At 66.0% G+C, this 19,768-nt stretch carries 15 protein-coding genes; 10 read left to right on the forward strand and 5 right to left on the reverse strand.

Annotation, left to right across the window (positions count from 1 at the left end; translation table 11 throughout):
* Positions 1-115: 115 nt before the first annotated feature.
* The 3 genes from hsdR to guaB all read right to left on the reverse strand — a co-directional run bounded on the left by hsdR (position 116) and on the right by guaB (position 5,945).
* Positions 116-2,482, reverse strand: a complete 2,367-nt coding sequence (gene hsdR, locus FAZ11_RS05755) for an EcoAI/FtnUII family type I restriction enzme subunit R (RefSeq protein ID WP_058774140.1) — start codon at positions 2,480-2,482, stop codon at positions 116-118.
* 325 nt (positions 2,483-2,807) lie between these two features.
* Positions 2,808-4,385 (reverse strand): glutamine-hydrolyzing GMP synthase, encoded by a 1,578-nt coding sequence (gene guaA, locus FAZ11_RS05760; protein WP_058774139.1) that lies wholly within the window; start codon positions 4,383-4,385, stop codon positions 2,808-2,810.
* A gap of 90 nt (positions 4,386-4,475) precedes the next feature.
* Positions 4,476-5,945 carry an IMP dehydrogenase gene (gene guaB / locus FAZ11_RS05765; protein ID WP_058761857.1) on the reverse strand — a complete coding sequence of 490 codons (1,470 nt, stop codon included), beginning with the start codon at positions 5,943-5,945 and terminating at the stop codon, positions 4,476-4,478.
* 165 nt (positions 5,946-6,110) lie between these two features.
* Between guaB and FAZ11_RS05770 the strand changes: the two genes are divergently transcribed.
* From FAZ11_RS05770 to FAZ11_RS05795, 6 genes are all read left to right on the forward strand, one after another.
* Complete coding sequence (locus FAZ11_RS05770; protein WP_058774138.1) at positions 6,111-8,237, forward strand: TonB-dependent siderophore receptor; 2,127 nt, start codon at positions 6,111-6,113, stop codon at positions 8,235-8,237.
* 194 nt (positions 8,238-8,431) lie between these two features.
* Complete coding sequence (locus FAZ11_RS05775) at positions 8,432-9,376, forward strand: ABC transporter substrate-binding protein (protein ID WP_058774137.1); 945 nt, start codon at positions 8,432-8,434, stop codon at positions 9,374-9,376.
* A 59-nt stretch (positions 9,377-9,435) separates the two neighbouring features.
* Positions 9,436-10,413, forward strand: a complete 978-nt coding sequence (locus FAZ11_RS05780; protein ID WP_058769057.1) for a FecCD family ABC transporter permease — start codon at positions 9,436-9,438, stop codon at positions 10,411-10,413.
* The gene (locus FAZ11_RS05785) at positions 10,410-11,423 is read left to right on the forward strand and encodes a FecCD family ABC transporter permease (protein ID WP_058769039.1); all 1,014 of its coding nucleotides are present in this window, start codon (positions 10,410-10,412) and stop codon (positions 11,421-11,423) included. The genes FAZ11_RS05780 and FAZ11_RS05785 overlap by 4 nt, the downstream gene beginning before the upstream one ends.
* Entirely contained in the window at positions 11,405-12,211 is an 807-nt protein-coding gene (locus tag FAZ11_RS05790) for an ABC transporter ATP-binding protein (protein ID WP_058769038.1), read from the forward strand. The genes FAZ11_RS05785 and FAZ11_RS05790 overlap by 19 nt, the downstream gene beginning before the upstream one ends.
* A gap of 146 nt (positions 12,212-12,357) precedes the next feature.
* Positions 12,358-13,332, forward strand: a complete 975-nt coding sequence (locus FAZ11_RS05795; RefSeq protein WP_058769037.1) for a D-2-hydroxyacid dehydrogenase family protein — start codon at positions 12,358-12,360, stop codon at positions 13,330-13,332.
* Between the two features lie 106 nt (positions 13,333-13,438).
* Here FAZ11_RS05795 and FAZ11_RS05800 read toward each other — a convergent pair whose 3' ends face one another.
* Together FAZ11_RS05800 and FAZ11_RS05805 are read right to left on the reverse strand one after the other, a co-directional pair.
* Positions 13,439-14,209, reverse strand: coding sequence for a sulfite exporter TauE/SafE family protein (locus tag FAZ11_RS05800; protein WP_058769036.1), 771 nt, complete (start codon positions 14,207-14,209; stop codon positions 13,439-13,441).
* A gap of 100 nt (positions 14,210-14,309) precedes the next feature.
* Entirely contained in the window at positions 14,310-15,374 is a 1,065-nt protein-coding gene (locus tag FAZ11_RS05805; protein WP_058769035.1) for an SDR family oxidoreductase, read from the reverse strand.
* Positions 15,375-15,538: 164 nt separating this feature from the next.
* Here FAZ11_RS05805 and FAZ11_RS05810 point away from each other — a divergent pair, with 164 nt between their 5' ends.
* From FAZ11_RS05810 to FAZ11_RS05825, 4 genes are all read left to right on the forward strand, one after another.
* Entirely contained in the window at positions 15,539-16,471 is a 933-nt protein-coding gene (locus tag FAZ11_RS05810) for a LysR family transcriptional regulator (protein ID WP_058760044.1), read from the forward strand.
* 226 nt (positions 16,472-16,697) lie between these two features.
* Positions 16,698-17,765 (forward strand): NAD(P)-dependent alcohol dehydrogenase, encoded by a 1,068-nt coding sequence (locus FAZ11_RS05815; protein WP_058774136.1) that lies wholly within the window; start codon positions 16,698-16,700, stop codon positions 17,763-17,765.
* A gap of 120 nt (positions 17,766-17,885) precedes the next feature.
* Positions 17,886-18,746 carry a KPN_02809 family neutral zinc metallopeptidase gene (gene ypfJ, locus FAZ11_RS05820; protein ID WP_058760042.1) on the forward strand — a complete coding sequence of 287 codons (861 nt, stop codon included), beginning with the start codon at positions 17,886-17,888 and terminating at the stop codon, positions 18,744-18,746.
* Positions 18,747-18,764: 18 nt separating this feature from the next.
* Positions 18,765-19,766: a hypothetical protein gene (locus FAZ11_RS05825; RefSeq protein WP_058769033.1), complete on the forward strand. Its 1,002-nt coding sequence runs from the start codon at positions 18,765-18,767 to the stop codon at positions 19,764-19,766.
* Positions 19,767-19,768: the final 2 nt, after the last annotated feature.

Raw genomic sequence — 19,768 nt, forward strand, 5'->3', positions numbered from 1 at the left:
CAGGGTCTAGCGACAGGCTTGGGTACTACCCGCTGGCCGATCAACTCCCGTTCAAACGGGAGCCTGCCGCCAGACCAGGTAACTGCCTTACAGGATACCAGCCCCTTGGGCGGATTTAGCCGTAAAGCTCCTGCTCCAACTCCTTGATCGCCTGCTGATAGCCCGGCTTGCCACCGAAGGCCTTGACCAGCTCCACAGGTGCGCCGATCCGATTGAAAGGATCGAGCTGCAGGATCTTGATGTCTTCGATGTGCTCGATACCGGTGTCTGCGTACTTGTCGAGCAGAGCCTCCAGGACCTGCCGTGCAGCACCCGAATACTTGGCGAAGTAGTTGCGCTTCTTCACCTGTTCGGCCCGCTCCTTGCGGGTCAAGGGTGGCTGATCGAAGGCGATATGGCAGACCAGGTCGAAAGGATCGAGCGTCTGCCCGCGCTTGGCTTCGATCTCTTCCGCCAATGCCTCCCACATCACGCCTTGGGCAGCCATCTCGTCGATGATGGCTTTCTTCTGCTGCGTAGCGCTCCAGCGCTTGAGGAAGTCGTCCAGCGACGCGAACTGCTTCTGCACGCAGGTACGGGTGTAGTCACGCAAGGATTCGGTGATCAGCTTGCCATCCGGCCCATAGTACTGCACTCGTTCGGCGATGACGGAGATGGGCAGGTTGTCGATAACATATCTGATACGCCTTCTACTACCCTGCTGGCCCTCGCCTTCTTCCTCCTCGTCGGGTAGCCACCCGTCACCATCGATGATGCCGTCTTCCTCCGCTGATGGATTGTCCGGCGGTACGGGAGATTCGCCACCTTCCGGTGCATAGATCACCACGGGCTCACCGTCGAATGCGGGATCAGCGAAGAGCTCGGTAGCTTTCTTGAAGTCCAGGATGGTGAACCAGTACTTGCCATACTCTTCGTTGATGCGCGTGCCCCGACCGATGATCTGCTTGAACTCGGTCATGGACTTGATGTGCTGATCGAGCACCACGAGTTTGCAGGTTTGGGCATCGACGCCGGTAGTCATCAACTTGCTGGTGGTGGCAATGACCGGATAACGCTGTTCTGGATTGATGAAATTATCCAGTTCGGCCTTACCCTCCTTGTCATCTCCCGTGATTCGCATGACGTACTTACGGCTTTGCGCTACGTGGTCCTTGTTGAGATTGACCAGCGCCTGCCGCATGCGCTCGGCATGATCGATGTCGTCGCAGAAGACGATGGTCTTCTGGTACGGATCGGTTGCCCGGAGAAACTCGGTCACCTTCTGGGCAACCAATTGCGTACGCGCCTCGATCACCAACTGGCGATCCATATCCTTGAGGTTGTAGATCCGGTCTTCGATCAGTTCGCCATTCTTGTCGCGCATGCCCTTGGGCGGACGCCAACCCTGCAGGTCCTTGTCGAAGTCGATGCGCACCACCTTGTAGGGCGCGAGGAAGCCGTCTTCGATACCTTGCTTCAAGGTGTAGCTATAAACCGGCTCACCAAAGTAGGTGATGCTTGATATCTCTCGGGTTTCCTTAGGTGTCGCCGTTAGGCCGATATGGGTAGCCCCCGAAAAATATTCGAGAATTTCACGCCAGGCGGAGTCTTCGGCTGCGCTGCCGCGGTGGCACTCGTCGATCACGATCAGATCGAAAAAGTCGCGGGAAAACTGTTTGTAGACGTTCCGCTCCTCTTCGGAGCCCGTCACCGCCTGGTAGAGCGAAAGATAGATCTCGTAGGACGTATCGATCTGGCGCTTGGCGATCTTGGTCATCGCCTGGCCAAAGGGTTTGAAGTCGTTATTCTTGGTCTGATCGACCAGGATATTGCGGTCAGCCAAGAAGAGGATTCGTTTCTTCTGCTTCGATTTCCAGAGTCGCCAGATGATTTGGAAGGCCGTATAGGTCTTACCCGTTCCTGTCGCCATTACCAACAAGACGCGATCCTGGCCTCTGGCTACCGCCTCTACCGTCCGATTGATAGCGTTGGTTTGGTAGTAACGCGGCATCCGCCCGGAGCCATCGTCGTAATAGGGCGCTGCAATCTTCTGTTGAGCCTCGCCGCTCAATCCCTTCCATTGGCAATAGCGCTGCCAGAGCTCTTGAGGGCTAGGAAACTGGTCTAGACTCAACTCGGTTTCCACTTGAGCTCCGGTCCCACTGCGGTCGTGGAACAGAAAGCCATCGCCATTACTGGAGAATACGAAGGGAACATCCAGCGCCTCGGCGTAACCGAGTGCCTGCTGCATACCGGAGCCCAGCGAGTGTTTGTTGTCCTTGGCTTCGATGACTGCGATGGGCAGGTTCGGCTGGTGGTAGAGGATGTAGTCGGCCCGTCGCGACTCACCCCGACTGTGCAGCTTACCGCGGACGATGATGCGCCCCTTGGTGAAGGTGACTTCCTCTCGAACCTGTCTGTGCAGATCCCAGCCGGCCTTGCCAATAGCGGGGGAAATGAACTTGCTGCAGATATCCCTTTCGGAAAGCGCTTTCTTATCCATGCTTCAGCCTTACGCGAAATCGAACGACCGTCCTTTGCCAGACCGGACAGCGAAAGTAACAGGTGCGGGGATCATTTCTGCGGGCGATTCGACACCACACCTAATGCGATGCCGATCACAATATCTATCTAGTCGCCGTCTGGTAAAGGATCGAAAGACTATCGGTCTAGCGGGAAGAACCTCGAGCTCTAGACCAATTTTCGACCTAGCCAGCCGCGAGCATGCTAAAGAGCGCTGACAACCTCAAAACAATAAGGCCCGGATGCGATCCGGGCCTTATTGTTTTACCGCACAAGCTAGAGCCAGGGATTATTGGCTCTAGCCATCACTCCCACTCAATCGTCGCCGGCGGCTTGCTCGAGACGTCGTAGGTGACGCGGGAGATGCCGTCGATTTCGTTGATGATGCGGTTGGAGACCTTTTCCAGCAGCTCGTAGGGCAGATGGGCCCAGCGGGCGGTCATGAAGTCGATGGTTTCCACGGCGCGCAGGGCGACGACCCAGGCGTAGCGGCGGCCGTCGCCGACCACGCCGACGGATTTCACCGGCTGGAAGACGACGAAGGCCTGGCTGACCTTGTGATACCAGTCGGCCTTGCGCAGTTCGGTGATGAAGATGTCGTCAGCACGGCGCAGCAGGTCGGCGTATTCCTTCTTCACTTCGCCGAGGATGCGCACGCCCAGGCCAGGGCCGGGGAAGGGATGGCGGTAGACCATGTCGTAGGGCAGGCCCAGTTCCAGGCCGATCTTGCGCACCTCGTCCTTGAACAGTTCGCGCAGCGGCTCGACCAGCTTGAGGTTCATCTCCTCGGGCAGGCCGCCGACGTTGTGGTGGGACTTGATGACATGGGCCTTGCCGGTCTTGGCGCCAGCCGACTCGATGACGTCGGGGTAGATGGTGCCCTGGGCCAGGAACTTGATGTTGTCGAGCTTGCTGGCTTCGGCGTCGAAGACGTCGATGAAGGTGCGGCCGATGATCTTGCGCTTCTTCTCCGGGTCGGCTTCGCCTTCCAGGTTGGTCAGGAAGCGCTGTTCGGCGTTGGCGCGGATCACCTTGACGCCCATGTTCTCGGCGAACATGGCCATCACCTGGTCACCCTCGTGCAGGCGCAAGAGGCCGTTGTCGACGAAGACGCAGGTCAGTTGCTCGCCGATGGCCTTGTGCAGCAAGGCTGCGACCACTGAGGAGTCGACGCCGCCGGAGAGGCCCAGCAGCACGTTGGCACCGCCGACCTGGGCGCGCACCTGGGCAATGGCGTCCTCGACGATGTTGGCCGGGGTCCAGAGGGCTTCGCAGCCGCAAATGTCCTTGAGGAAACGCGAGAGGATGCGGCCGCCCTGCTTGGTGTGGGTCACCTCGGGGTGGAACTGCACGCCGTACCAGGCGCGCTCGTCGTCGCCCATGGCGGCGATGGCGCAGCTGGGGGTGCTAGCGACGATGTGGAAGCCTTCCGGGAGCTTGCCGACCTTGTCGCCGTGGCTCATCCAGACGTCCAGGCCGAGTACGCCGTCGTCGTCGATGTGGTCTTCGATGCCTTCGAGCAAGCGGCTCTTGCCGACCACGTCGACCTTGGCGTAGCCGAATTCACGGACATTGGAGCCTTCGACCTTGCCGCCGAGCTGCTCGGCCATGGTCTGCATGCCGTAGCAGATGCCCAGCAGCGGGACGCCCAGGTCGAACACGGCCTTGGGTGCGCGGGGGCTGCCGACCTCGTGGACCGACTCGGGACCACCGGCGAGGATGATGCCGCGCGGAGCGAAGGCGCGGATGTCGGCGTCGTCCATGTCGAAAGGGTGCAGTTCGCAGTAGACGCCCAGCTCGCGCACGCGGCGGGCGATGAGCTGGGTGTACTGGGAACCGAAGTCGAGGATGAGGATGCGGTGGGCGTGGATGTCTTGGGACATGGCCAGGTCTCGGTGAGCGCTAGGTTCAGACGATTCGGGGCTGTCTAGACAGCCCCGAATCGCAACGTAGAAGTACAAACAGTTTAGGAATCAGCCCACGCGGTAGTTGGGCGCTTCCTTGGTGATCTGCACGTCGTGGACGTGGGATTCGGCCATGCCGGCGCCGGTGATGCGCACGAATTGCGGCTTGGTGCGCATCTGCTCGACGGTGGCGCAACCGGTGTAGCCCATGGAGGCACGCAGGCCGCCCATCAGCTGGTGGATGATCGCCGCCAGCGGGCCCTTGTAGGGAACGCGGCCTTCGATGCCTTCGGGGACCAGTTTCTCGGCGCCGGAGGCGGAGTCCTGAAAGTAGCGGTCGCTGGAGCCCTGGGTCTGGGCCATGGCGCCGAGGGAGCCCATGCCACGGTAGGACTTGTAGGAGCGGCCCTGGAACAGCTCGACCTCGCCAGGAGCCTCTTCGGTACCGGCGAACATGGAGCCCATCATCACGCAGTAGCCACCGGCGACGATGGCCTTGGACAGGTCACCGGAGAAGCGGATGCCACCGTCGGCGATCAGGGGAACGCCGGTGCCTTCGAGGGCGGCGGCGACGTTGGCGATGGCGGAGATCTGCGGCACGCCGACACCGGCGACGATGCGGGTGGTGCAGATGGAGCCCGGGCCGATGCCGACCTTGACCGCATCGGCGCCGGCGTCGGCCAGGGCCTTGGCGGCTTCGGCGGTGGCGATGTTGCCGCCGATCACCTGGACCTGGGGATAGGTTTCCTTGACCCAGCGTACGCGGTCGATCACACCCTTGGAGTGACCGTGGGCGGTATCGACCACGATGACGTCGACGCCGGCGGCGACCAGGGCGGCGACGCGCTCGGGAGTCTCGGCGCCGGTACCGACGGCCGCGCCGACGCGCAGGCTACCGGCGTCGTCCTTGCTGGCGTTGGGGTAAGCCTTGGCCTTTTCGATGTCCTTGACGGTCATCATGCCCTTGAGGGCGAAGGCGGCGTCGACGATCAGCACCTTCTCGATGCGGTGCTTGTGCAGCAGCTCGCGGACTTCCTGCTTGTCGGCGCCTTCGCGCACGGTCACCAGGCGATCCTTGGGAGTCATGACGTCGCGCACCGGGATGTCCAGGCGGGTCTCGAAGCGCACGTCGCGGGAGGTGACGATGCCCACCAGGTCACGGCCGGAGAGTACCGGTACACCGGAGATGTTGTGCTGGCGGGTCAGGTCGAACAGGTCACGCACGCTGGCGTCGGCGTCGATGGTGATGGGGTCCTTCACCACGCCGGCCTCGAAGCGCTTGACCTTGCGGACTTCCGCGGCCTGCTGCTCGACGGTCATGTTCTTGTGGATGATGCCGATGCCGCCTTCCTGGGCCATGGCGATGGCCAGACGGGATTCGGTCACGGTGTCCATGGCGGCGGACACCAGGGGAATGTTCAGCTCGATGCCACGGGTCAGGCGGGTCTTGAGACTGACGTCTTTCGGCAGGACATCCGAATAGCCGGGGATGAGGAGAACATCGTCGAACGTCAGGGCTTCTTGGCTGATGCGCAGCATGGCGGGCGCTCCCGGGCGGGAAAATTTAGGAGCGCGACATTATACCTGCGCTTTGTGATGGGCGGCAACGCGCCAGGACACCAACGGTTCGGGAATCGATTTACTTGAGAATGGCTATCAACTTAGAATCGCCGACCCTCCCCTTCCCAGCCACCGAGACCGCCCTTGAACACCCAGCCCAGAGCCCTTCGTCGCTTCGCTCCTTTCGCCCTCAGCACCCTGGCCCTGGCGACCAGTTCCGGCCTGCTGGCGGCGGAGAGCACCACCCTCGCCCCGATGGACATCTCCACCACGGCCAGTGACGCGGACACGGGCTATCGGGCGAGCAAGGCGTCCACTGCGAGCAAGAGCGAGGTGCCGGTCAAGGAGGAAGCCCAGTCGGTGCAGGTGGTGACGCCGCAAACCCTCAGCGATTTCGAGGTGCGCAGCCTGGACGACGCCATGCAGTTCGTCAGCGGCGTCAGCCAGGGCAATACCCTGGCCGGCACCAAGGATGCCTTCGTCAAACGCGGCTTCGGCAGCAACAACGACGGCTCCATCTTCCGCGATGGGGTGCGTTCGAGTCTGTCGCACAACTTCGATGCCACCGTCGAGCGTGTCGAGGTGCTCAAGGGCCCGGCCTCGCTGCTATATGGCGCCCTGGAGCCGGGCGGGTTGATCAACGTGGTCAGCAAGCAGCCGCAATACCAGCAGCGCACCACCCTGAGCGGCTCGGCCTACAGCGAGGGCGGCGGCAACCTGGGTCTGGACACTACCGGCCCCCTGGGCGACAGCGGCTTCGCCTATCGACTCATCGCCGAGCGCCAGAGCGAGGACTACTGGCGCAACTATGGCGTGGACCAGCACACCCTGGTGGCGCCGTCGCTGTCCTGGACCGGCGAGCGCGCCAGCCTGACCCTGGCCTATTCCTACAACGACTACACCGGCCCGGTGGATCGCGGGACGGTGTTCGTCAATGGGCATCCGAGCAGCGCCAGCTACGGCAAGCGTCTCGACGAGAAGTGGGCGAAGAGCGAAGGCATCACCGAAACCGCCAGCGCCCGTTTCGAGTACCAGCTCAGCGACGACTGGAAGACGCGCCTGACCTATGCCTGGAACAACGACCGCTACAGCCTGGACTTCGCCCAGCCGGTGTCCCTGGCGGCGAATGGCAATCTGCTGCGGGTCGCCAACGGCGCCGACTACGACTATGAGACGACGTACGCGAGCTGGGACTTCATCGGTCGCCAGGAGCTCTTCGGCCAACGCCATGACCTGCTGGTAGGCCTCGATCACGAGGACAACGACCAATTCCGCGGCAACACCTACCGCAACAACAATGCCTCGCGCCGTAACATCAACATCAATGCGCCGGTGTACGGCAACCTGGCGCCGCCGAGTCTGCTGAGCGCGACCCAGAGCGACCAGGACAGCAACCTGAAGTCCACCTCGCTGTACATCAAGGACAACTGGCATCTCGACGACCGCTGGATTCTGGTGCTCGGCGGCCGCTACCAGTCCTTCGATCAATACGCTGACCAGGGTCTGGGCAGAAACCACGTGGTCAATCTGGACAAGCGCGATCATGCCGCCGTGCCGCTGGCGGGCGTGGTGTTCCAGGCCACCGACAGCCTGTCGCTGTACGGCAACTACAGTCGCTCCTTCGTGCCGAACACCACCGTGGACGACCGCGGCAACACCTTCGATCCCGAAGAGGGCCGCAGCTTCGAGGTGGGCGCCAAGTACGACCTGACGCCAGGGCTGAATCTGAACGTGGCGCTCTACGACATCGAGAAGAAGAACGTGGTGACCACCAGCAGCGTTGGCGGTGTGAGCATCAGCCAGGCGGCCGGCAAGGTCGGTTCTCAGGGGCTGGAAGTCGACCTCACCGGTCGCCTGGCCGAGCGCTGGGACGTGATCGCCACCTATGCCTACGATCACACCGAGGTGCTCGACGACCCGGCCAACGAGGGCAAGCGCCTGCCCCAGGCGCCCAAGCACAGCGGCAGCCTCTACCTGACCCATCACCTGCTGGTGCCTTCCAACCTAGGCAGCTGGCACGTCGGCGGTGGCGCCCGCTACGTGGGCGAACGCGCCGGCGATCCGGCCAATAGCTTCTATATGGACAGCTACACCGTAGCCGACGCCTTCCTGCGCTGGGACCTGCCGGTGACCGGCTACCAGGCGCGACTGCAGCTGAACGTGGATAACCTGTTCGACAAGGAGTACTACCCGTCGAGCGCCAACAGTCCGCTGCAGGTGGCGGTGGGTGAGCCGCGGACGGCGCGGCTGAGTGCCAGCGTGAGCTTCTGAGCAAGGCAGCCAGCCCTCACCCCAGCCCTCTCCCAAGGGGAGAGGGGGCGAACGGTGCCGAGCGGAGGGCGCGACGCTCGGCCTGATACCGCTTTGCGGATGCCAGCCCAACGGAGATGCTCTATCCTAGCCGCCCCGTCGCGGGGCCTTGGCCCGCCTGGCGGGCCTCTTTCCTTCCCCAGTCAGTCCCCGCCATGCTCGATCGCCGCGCCCTTTTGCAATTCGCCGCTGGTACCGCCCTGCTCGCCGGGCTGCCGGGTCGGGTGTGCGCACGTGCCTCGGCTGCGGATGGCGAATTCCCACGGCAGGTGGAGCATGTGGCGGGTAGCACCACCCTGCTGCGGGAGCCCCGGCGTGTGGCGGTGATTTCCACCGGTCAGTTGGACGCGGCCCTGTGCCTGGGCATCATCCCGGCCGGTACCACCCGGGTGGACAATCGCGAACTGGCGCCGCCCTACCTGCGCGCGGCCTATGCCGATCGCGCCGGTGAGTTGGCGGCCATGGTCGACCTGGGCAGTCGCCAGGCGCCCGACCTGGAGGCCCTGGCGCGGCTGGCGCCGGATCTCATCGTGCTCAATCGTACCGTCCTGCGTGGCGGGGGCTTCGAGCTGTTCTCACGCATCGCGCCGACCGTCGTGGCCCGCGGTACCGGCGGCAACTGGCGGCCGGACTTCCTGCTGCTGGCCGGAGCCCTGGGGCGACGCCAACAGGCGGAGGGGCAGCTCGCGGCGCTGGACCGGGACATCGCCGGTATCGCCCAACGTCTCGGCGCCCAACCGCCCTCCGCCTCCCTGCTGTTTTCCAGCGGTGCCCGCCTGCGGCTGATGGGGGTGGACTCCTTTGCCGGCGGCCTGCTGCAGGCCATGGGCATGACCCGCCCGGCTGCGCAGCGTTTCAAGGGCACCTCGCGGGATGTCAGCGCCGAGTTGCTGGACCTGGCCGACGCCGACTGGCTGTTCTATGCCGAGCAGGGCACCGCCCTGGCCAGCCTGGCGCGGCAGCCGTTGTGGCCTCGGCTGGAGGCCGTGAACCAAGCCAGGGCCATCCGTGTAGATACCGACGCCTTCTATCTCAACGCCGGCCCCGTGGCCGCGCGTCAGGTGGTGACCAGCGTGGCCAGCGCCCTGGGGGTGGCATGACCCCGCCGGCCTGCTCCGCGCCCGTCATCCGCCGCACCTCCTTCGCCCGAGGCGGGCTGGTGCTGGTCCTGCTGCTGATCGCCCTGGCGCTGGCGGTGATGGCGAGTCTCGGCATCGGCGCCCGGCCGCTGTCGGCGGCGCGCATCCTCCAGTTGCTGTTCGCCCCCGATGGCTCGACGGAAGCCGTGGTGCTCTGGGATCTGCGCCTACCGCGCACCCTGCTCGGGGTGCTGGTGGGCGCCGCCCTGGGCCTCGCCGGTGCGCTGATGCAGGCGCTGACGCGCAATCCCCTGGCCGACCCCGGTCTGCTGGGAATCAATGCCGGCGCGGCCTTCGCGGTGGTGGCCGGGCTATCGTTGGTGGGGCTGGACAGCGCGCCGACGCGGTTGGCCTGTGCCCTGCTGGGCGCGACCCTGGCTGCTGGTCTGGTCTATCTGCTGGGCGGCAGCGCCCCGGCGCGGGGGCAGCCGCTGCGGTTGATCCTTGCCGGTATCGCCCTGAGCGCCAGCCTGCACGCCGGCACCGGCATCATCACCCTGTTCGACAGCGCCGTGTTCGACAGCTACCGCTTCTGGGCGGTGGGCGCCCTGAGTGGGCAGACCCCGGGCGGCGCCCTGGCCATCCTGCCGTTGCTGCTGATCGGCCTGCTGCTGGGCCTGCCACTGGGTGGCCGGCTCAATGCCTTGGCCCTGGGCGACGACCTCGGTCGCGCCCTCGGCGCACAGCCGGGACAGGTCCGGCTGCTGGCCTTCGTCGCCATCGTGCTGCTATGCGGCGCCGCCACCGCGGTGGCTGGCCCCATCGGCTTCCTCGGCCTGGTGGTACCCCATGCCCTGCGCCTGCTGGTAGGCGCGGACTGGCGCTGGATTCTGGCGCTGGCCCCCCTGGCTGGCGCCGACCTGCTGTTGCTCGCCGATACCCTGGGGCGCCGCGTGGCCCTGCCAGGCGAGCTGGAGGCCGGGATCGTCTGCGCCCTGCTCGGTACCCCGGTGTTGCTGATATTGGTCATCCGCTCCGCTCGCCGGGTGCGCTCGTGAGCCGTCATCGCTTCGCGCCACGCCGCTCGGCGCGCTTCAAGGCCTGCCTGCTGCTGCTCATGCTGGCCGCCATCGGCCTCTGCGCCCTCACCCTCAGCGGCGGTGCCTTCGCCCCGGCGCCCCATCGCGTGCTGACCACCCTGCTCGGTCAGGGCGATCCGCTGGCCAGCCTGATCATCCTGGACCTGCGCCTGCCACGCCTGCTGGCGGCCTTTGGGGTTGGCGCGGCGCTGGGTGCCAGTGGCGCCATCTTCCAACGGCTGGCACGCAATCCCCTGGCCAGCCCGGACCTGGTGGGCTTCACCGTCGGCTCGGCCAGTGGCGCCCTCATCACCCTGCTCTGGCTGCAACTGGGCGGCGCGGCCTTGATGCTTGGCGCCCTCACCGGGGGCCTGCTGGCCGCCGTGCTGGTGGCCGGGCTCGCCGCCCTGGCCGGCATTCGCGGCGAGCGGCTGATCCTGCTCGGCATCGCCATCAGCGCCCTGCTCGCCTCGCTCAATGAATACCTGCTGACCCGCGCCGAGCTGGACCAGGCCCAGGAAGCTCGGCTCTGGCTGTTCGGCAGTCTGGACCTGATGACCTGGAGCCGTACCCTCACCCTGCTCGCCGGCTGCCTGCTGCTTCTGCCGCTGGCCGCCCTCCTGGCCCGGCGCCTGCGCCTGCTGGAGCTGGGCGACGACCTGGCCCGCGCCCTGGGCCTGCCGGTGCTGCGCAGCCAGAATCTGCTGCTGGCGGTGGCGGTGGCCCTGGCGGCCCTGGCCATCGCTACCGCCGGCCCCATCGGTTTCGTCGCCCTGGCGGCGCCGCAACTGGCGCGACGCCTGACCCGCAGCGCCGATCTCGGCATCCTGGCGCCCGCCCTGCTCGGCGCCTGCCTCACTGCCCTGGCCGATCTGCTGGCCCAGCGGCTGCTCGCGCCCTTCCAGATTCCGGTCGGGCTGCTCACCGGTGCCCTGGGTGGCTTCTATCTGATCTTCCTGCTGAGCCGCGAATGGCGGCGGACCTCATGAGCCAAGACGCTTCCTCCAGCCGCCTCGCCGCTCGCGGCCTGACCGTGGGCTACGGCGGCCAGCCGATCTGCAGCGACCTCGACGTGCAACTGCCCGATGGCCGCTTCACCGTCATCATCGGCCCCAACGGCTGCGGCAAGTCGACCCTGCTGCGCAGCCTGGCGCGGCTGATCCGCCCCAGTGCCGGCGAGGTGCGCCTGGACGGCCGGTTGATCCAGGAGTTGCCCACCCGCGAGGTGGCGCGCCGCATCGGCCTGCTACCGCAGAGCGCCGTGGCGCCGGACGACATCCTGGTCAGCGATCTGGTGGCGCGCGGGCGCCACCCCCATCGGCAGGCCTTCGCCGGCTGGACCGATGCCGACGAGCGCGCGGTGCTGCACGCCCTGGAAGCCACCAATACCCTGGACCTCGCCGAGCGGGCGGTGGACAGCCTGTCCGGCGGCCAGCGCCAGCGGGTATGGATCGCCCTGGCGCTGGCCCAGGAGACCCCGCTGCTGCTGCTCGACGAACCCACCACCTACCTCGACATCGCCCACCAGGTGGAACTGATGGAGCTGCTCTGCCGGCTCAATCGCGAGGGCGGTCGGACCTTGGTGGCGGTGCTGCACGACCTCAACCAGGCCTGTCGCTACGCCGACCACATCATCGCCCTGCGCGCCGGACGCATCCTCGCCGAAGGACCGCCGGCGGAGATCGTCACCCCCGAACTGATCGAGGCGCTGTACGGCCTCAAATGTGCGGTGATCGAGAATCCGCTGGCGGGTACGCCGCTGGTGATTCCCTACTAGCGCTCGTCCTGGAAAACGCTGCGCGGTTTTCCAGGCTACGGGTGGGGTGGACAACGGCGCGGCCTGGTCCACCGCTGCGCTGGCCATCTTGTCGGACGACCCGGCAAGTGCTCCACTGGTTGTAGAGAACAACAACGGAGCCCGCCATGCACATCGTCATCCCCGACGACTACCAGCACGTCGTCGAAACCCTGGACTGCTATCCCCTGCTCCAGCGCGCCGGGCACCAGGTGACGCTCTATCACGATGCCGAGCGCGATCCCAAGGTGCTGGTGGAGCGCTTCCGAGACGCCGACGCCCTGGTGCTGACCCGCGAGCGCACCCGCGTCGACGCTGACCTGCTGGCGCACCTGCCACAGCTCAAGCTGATTAGCCAAACCGGCAAGGCCACCGCCCACCTCGACGTGGCGGCCTGTACCCACCGCGGGGTGGCGGTTTGCGAAGGCAGCGGTTCGCCGGTCTCCACCGCCGAGCTGACCTGGACGCTGATCCTCATGGCGCGCCGCCGCCTCAAGCCAGCCATCGACGCCCTCTATGCCGGACGCTGGCAGGTCAACCTCGGTGAGCGGCTGGATGGCCAGATCCTCGGCATCTGGGGTTACGGCAAGATCGGCCAGCGCCTGGCCAGCTACGGTCACGCCTTCGGCATGCCGGTGCTGGTCTGGGGCAGCGAGGCGTCGCGCGCTCGCGCCGAGGCCGACGGTCATCGCGCCGCGGTCAGCCAGGAATCCTTCTTCGCCGAGGCGGACGTCATTAGCCTGCATCTGAGATACAGCGAGCGCAGCCGCGGCTGCGTGCGCGCCGAGGACCTGGCGCGGATGAAGAAGAGCGCCCTGCTGGTCAACACCGCCCGCGCCGGCCTGATCGAACCCGGCGCCCTGCTCACGGCGCTGGAGCTGGGTCATCCCGGCCAGGCGGCGCTGGACGTCTTCGAGCAGGAACCCGTGGCGCCGGACGATCCCCTGCTCGCCCACCCGCAGGTGCTCTGCACGCCACACCTGGGTTACGTGGAAAAGCACAGCTACGAACTCTATTTCGGCGAGGCCTTCGCCAATCTGGTGAATTTCTTCAGCGGCGAACCGACCGGGCTGGCCAATCCGGAAGTGTTGGGCAAGGGTTAAGCCCAACGTTGCCCTCACCCCAACCCTCTCCCTAAGGGAGAGGGGGCTGGTGCGGTAGGTTGGGTTGAGCGCGCGAAGCCCAACACAGAGCGTCCGGCCTCACTGGCTATCCCGCCAGATACCGCCCGATCAGCGTGACGCCCGACACCAACACCAACCAGGTCACCAGCCGGGTAAAACGTTCGCGGGACAGGCGGCGCTGTAGGTGGCGGCCGATCCAGCCGCCGAGCAGCATGGCCGGTAGCAGGCAGACGGCGAGCAGCAAGAGGCTGCCGTCGCTGTAGGCGCCAGCGATCAACAGCAGGGTGATGCGGATGGCGGCGCTGCAGCCGATGAGAAAGCTCTGGGTGCCGCGGATGGCGTTCTTGTCCTGCAGGCGACCGTTCAGATAGAGCGCATAGAGAAAGCCACCGCTGCCGAACAGGGCTCCGCACAGACCGCCGACGCTACCCGCGGGAATCGACCAGGCCGGTGCCAGTTGGCGGAAGCCCTTGGGCGACAGCAGGCTGTAGGTGGAATAGGCCACCACGAACAGCCCGAGCCACAGCATCAGCAACCGGGCATCGGTACGCAGCAGCAGATAGGTACCCAAAGCCGCGCCGAGCAGCAGCATGGGCAGCAGGCGCTGGAGTTCGCGCCCAGCGATGGCGCGACGATCCGGCAGCCAGTTGTGGAAGGAGGCGAGGAAATCCAGCAGCACCAGCAAGGGCACGATACGCGACAGCGGCAGCCAACTGGTGAGCAAGGGGCCCGCGACCAGGGCGCTGCCGAAACCCGCGACGCCGAAGATCAGATAGGCCAGCACCAGGATGGCTTCGACGCACAGCCAGTCGAGCGGGCTGAAGGCGGGAAGGAAGGTGGCGAGGGTTTCGAGCATGGGGCGCATCCTGCGACGAGATGCCGCATTCTGCGCCCCGAGTGCAGGACTGAAAACCGCCCGTTGCCTGGATTCAAGCAAACGGGCGGACCAGAGCGGCTCAGGGAATCAGGCGTTGCGCCCGCAGCCGGGTGAAGAGGTCGAGGAAGCTCGCCCGGGTGTCGCGATAGCCGAAGAAGCCCAGGTCGCGGCTCTTGGTCATGTCGTTGAGGCACTCGATTTCGCGGCCCAGGTCGGCGTCGCTGTGCCACCAGGAGGCGAGCTTGTCGACGTCGTGCTCCACCAGGCCGTGTTCCTCGGCCAGTTTGCGCCATTGCGCCGGCGCGACGTCCTTCATCCGCGCTTCCAGCGGCATGGGCTGCTCGGGATAGGGCGCCGGCTCCAGCTCGAAGAAGGCGGCGATCTCGCCCCACAGCCAGCGCCAGCGGAAGACGTCGCCATTGACGGTATTGAACGCCTGGTTGCGCGCCGCCGGTGCCAGGGCCGCCCATTCCAACTGCTCGGCGAGCAGGCCGGCGTCGGTGACGTCGGTGAGGCCATCCCACTGGGTACGGGAACCGGGGAAGACGAAAGGCTGGCCGGTGGCCTTGCACAGCGAGGCATAGACCGCCAGGGTCAGGCCCATGTTCATGGCGTTGGTGCCCTTGGCCTGGCCGATCATGCTGTGCGAGCGGTGCACGCTCCAGCCGAAGCCATGGCGCTCGGCGGCGGCGAAGAGGAGGTCTTCCAGGGTGTAGTAGAAGTTGGCGCCGGCCTGGCGCGGCTCGCTTTCACGGAAGGGCGTCTCGGCCTTGCCGCTGCCGTATTCCTCGAAGGAACCCAGGTAGTGCTTGGTGCCGGTGACCAGGGCCATATGCTGGAGCGGCGCGCCGTCCAGGGCCTGACAGAGGTTGTCCATCATGGCGCCGTTGGCCTCGACGTTTTCCTTCTCGGTGGCGCGCCGGGTCCAGGTGCAGAAGAACACATGGCTGATCGGCAGACCGGCCAGCGCCTGGCGGGTGGCGTCGGCGTCCAGCAGATCGGCGGCGACCGGGATGACGCCCTCTTGCTCCACCGGTTTGCGCGCCAGGCCGTAGACGGTCCAGCCGGAGGCGACCAGGGTGAGGGCCAGGTTGTAGCCGGAAATGCCGGTCACGCCGACGATGAGAGCGGTGCCTTTACGCATGAAGCCTCCAAGAGAAATGGGCGACGGCCCGCAGGAAGTGCGGGCGTATGAATAAGGGAGTGTCGCGAGGGATGGATGACTCCAGCCTATTGAAGAATTAACGGCGTATCCTGGGTAAAAATTCCCCTCTGACGGGAATTAAATTCTTTAATCAGGAGCCCGTCTTGTATTCCTCCGAACGCCTCAAGGGACTCGACGTCTTCGTCACCGTGGCCGATCTCGGCAGCTTCACCGCCGCCGGTGAGCGACTCAATCTCACCGGCTCGGCCATCGGCAAGAGCGTGGCCCGGCTGGAGGAACGCCTCGGCGTACGGCTGTTCCAGCGCACCACCCGCCGGCTGACGCTGACCGAGGCCGGGGCGAGCTTCTATCGCACCTGCACGGCGGTGCTGGCCGAACTGGAACAGGCCGAGCTGGGCCTGACCACCCAGGACGGCGAGCCCCATGGCCGGGTCCGCATCGACCTGCCCGCCTCCTACGGCCGCCTGCACGTGCTGCCGGTGCTGCTGGAGGCGCTGCATCGTTATCCCCTGCTGCAACCGGATCTGTCCTTCTCGGATCGCTTCGTCGATCCCGTCCACGAGGGCATCGATATCCTGGTGCGCATCGGCGGTTCCGACGCCTGGCCGGCCAGCCTGGGGCATCGCTATTTAGGCACCCAGCGTCAGGTGTTCTGCGCCGCCCCGGCCTATCTGGCTCGCCGGGGTCGTCCACAGCGCGCCGCTGACCTCTCCGAGCACCAGTGCATCGGCTTCCGGCAAGCCGACGGCCTAGTCAGCCCCTGGCACCTGCGCGGCGAGCAGCCGGGCGATCTCGAACGCTGGGTGTTCAGTCCACGCCTGGCGGTGGGCGACGGCGAAGGTGAGGTGCTGGCGGCCCTGGCCGGCCATGGCATCGCCCAGTTGCCGACCTGGCTGATCGCCGAGCACCTGGCCAGTGGCGCCTTGGTGGATGTCTTGCCGGAGCTCGCCGTCGACGGGCTGCCGATCAATCTGGTGTGGCCGCGCAGTCGCGAGACGCTGCCGCGGGTTCGCGTGCTGCTCGACCACCTGGCCACCCGGCTGCTGTCCACGGTGGCGCCACGGCTGGCGCGCTGAGAGCGACGGATGCCCAGAGGCAGACGGATCGGTGCGGGAACATCGCCAGGGGAACCCTAGTCGTAAAACGTCGTACTCCTGCCGCCCGAGTTCCATCGATGGGCGGCATGACGAATATCGAGACGATCGATTGGTGCCGCAGACCTGCGCTGCGCAGGATCGACGGTTTGTCATTCGGCCAGGCCAACCTGGCCGCCCCGTTCCACCCATCTGAATGAGGTATTTCATGAGCCAAGCCCAAGGCTACGCTGCCCAGTCCGCCGACCAACCCCTGGCGCCCTACTCTTTCGAGCGGCGCGAACCGGGTGCCCACGACGTGCAGATCGACATCCTCTTCTGCGGCGTCTGCCATTCGGACCTGCACACCGCCCGCAACGAGTGGAACAACACCCTCTATCCTTCGGTACCGGGCCACGAGATCGTCGGCACCGTGACCGCGGTCGGTGCCCACGTGAAGAACTTCAAGGTCGGCGACACCGTCGGCGTCGGCTGCATGGTCGACAGCTGCCAGCACTGCGCCCCCTGTGACGCCGGCGAAGAGTCCTACTGCGAGAACGGCTTCATTGGTACCTACAACGGCAACCTCTACGGTGGTAGCGAAAACACCCAGGGTGGCTACTCCGACCACATCGTGGTCAACGAGAAGTTCGTGCTCAAGGTGAGCCACACCGAGAACCTGGCCGCCGTGGCGCCGCTGCTGTGCGCCGGCATCACCACCTATTCGCCGCTGGCCCACTGGAAGGTCAGCCCGGGCAAGAAGGTCGGCATCGTCGGCCTGGGTGGCCTCGGCCACATGGGCGTGAAGATCGCCCATGCCATGGGTGCCCACGTGGTGCTCTTCACCACCAGCGCGGGCAAGAAGGACGACGCCCTGCGCCTGGGCGCCGACGAGGTGGTGGTGTCGAAGAACGAAGACGAGATGGCCGCCCACGTAGGCAGCTTCGACTTCATCCTCAACACCGTGGCCGCGCCGCACAACCTGGACGCCTTCCTCACCCTGCTCAAGTGGGACGGCACCATGACCCTGGTCGGCGTACCCGCCGAGCCGCACCCGGCGCCCAGCGTGTTCAACCTGGTGATGAAGCGCCGCCAACTGGCCGGCTCGCTCATCGGCGGCATCCGCGAGACCCAGGAGATGCTGGACTTCTGCGCCAAGCACGGCATCGTCTCGGACATCGAACAGATCGCCATCCAGGACATCAACCAGGCCTATGAGCGCATGCTCAAGAGCGACGTGAAATACCGCTTCGTGATCGACATGCAGAGCCTCAAGCAGGGCCAGACCGCGGCCTGATCCGCGTTCGTCGCCTACTTCACAACGCCCGCGCCCGTCGCGGGCGTTGTCATTTCCGGTAATGCATTTTCGCGGTGCTGCGCGGTCCTAGCGATGACGACAATTCAAGAGATAGCCGCCATGCAATGGGACAAGGGACAACGTAGCGACAACGTGGAACAGGCCAGCGGCGGACGCGGGCTGAAGATCGGTGGCGGCCTGGGCCTGGGTGGCGTGGCGCTGGTGGTGGTGTTCGGCCTGCTCAGCGGCCAGAGCCCGACGCAGATCCTCGGCAACCTGATCAGCCTCAGTGGCCAGGGCGCGCCGACCCAGCAGCAGACCACCGCGCCAGCGGACAACCGCCAGGTGGACTTCGTCCGGGTGGTGCTGGGCGAGACCGAGAATACCTGGACACGCATCTTCCAGGCCCACGGCGAGCAGTATCAGCCGCCCAAGCTGGTGCTGTTCAATGGCCAGGTGCAATCCGGCTGCGGCGGCGCCACCGCGGCCACCGGCCCCTTCTATTGCCCGGTGGACGGCAAGGTCTACCTGGACCTCTCCTTCTTCCAGGAATTGCAGCAGCGCTTCGGCGCCGACGGCGACTTCGCCCGTGCCTACGTCATCGCCCACGAGGTCGGCCATCACGTGCAGAATCTCACCGGCACCACCAGCAAGATGGAGGCGGCGCGCCGCCGCGGCATCCCCACCGAGGGTGCCACGGGCCTTTCGGTCCGGCTGGAACTGCAGGCCGACTGCTATGCCGGGGTCTGGGCCAACGACGCCCAGAAACGCCTGAACTGGCTGGAACCGGGGGATCTGGAAAAGGCCTTGAACGCGGCCAACGCCATCGGCGACGATCGCCTGCAACGCCAGGCCCAGGGTCGCGTGGTGCCGGACTCCTTCACCCATGGCAGCTCGGCGCAGCGGGTGAAGTGGTTCCGCACCGGCTTCGACAGTGGCAAGGTGGAGAGCTGCAATACCTTCGCCACGCAGGCGCTCTGACCTGCCGGGAGTCCGTCGATGCCTCCGCTGCTCGCGCTGTGCCTGTCCCTGGTCTTCGGCTCGGCACTGGCGGCGCCACACGAGGGCGTCGCCCGCATCGTCGACGACCGCTTGCCGATCGGCGCGGCCCAGGCCGCGCTGCAGCTCTCCACCGACTGGAATCAGCCACATCCGGAAATCCGTCGCGCCCTGGTGATCGTCCACGGCCGCTTGCGCAACGCCGCCACCTATTTCCGCTCCGGCGAGACCGCCACCCAGGCGGCGGGCGCCAGCGCCGACACCCTGGTGATCGCGCCGCAATTCCTCAACGAACAGGACGTCGAACGCCATCACCTGCCGGATGACCTGCTGCGTTGGCAGGGCAATGCCTGGATGGGCGGCGAGCCGGCGTTGGGGCCGCGCCCGCTGAGCAGCTTCGCGGTGTTCGACGCCCTCCTCGCCCATCTGGCGGATCGGCGCCTGTTGCCCAATCTGCAAGAGGTGGTGATCGCCGGCCATTCCGGCGGCGGCCAGGTGGTGCAGCGCTACGCCGTACTCGGTCGGGGCGAGGGCCCGTTGGCGGGCAGCGGCATCCGCTTGAGATTCGTGGTGGCCAATCCCTCGTCCTATGTCTATTTCGACGCCAGTCGGCCCGATACCCAGGGCCGTTTCGGGCCCTTCGCCGGCGCCGCGACCTGCCCGGACTTCAATACCTGGAAATACGGTCTGCAAGGCCTGCCGGCCTACGCAGAGGGCCGCGACGCCGCCACGCTGGAGCGGCACTACGCAGGTCTCGCCATCACCTATCTGTTGGGTGCCCAGGACACCGACCCCAACCATCCGGCGCTGGACAAGAGCTGCGCCGCCGAGGCCCAGGGCCCCTATCGCCTGGCGCGTGGGCTGAACTACTACCAATACCTGCAGGGCCGTCACCCCGGATTGACCCAGCAACTGGTCGAGGTACCAGGGGTGGGGCACAACGGCGATGCGATCTTCACCTCGCTCCAAGGCCGGCAGGCCCTGTTCGGCGCGGGCCGCTAAGG

Origin of the sequence: Pseudomonas rhizoryzae, from assembly GCF_005250615.1 — a bacterium.
In the GTDB taxonomy this organism is placed as follows: domain Bacteria; phylum Pseudomonadota; class Gammaproteobacteria; order Pseudomonadales; family Pseudomonadaceae; genus Chryseomonas; species Chryseomonas rhizoryzae.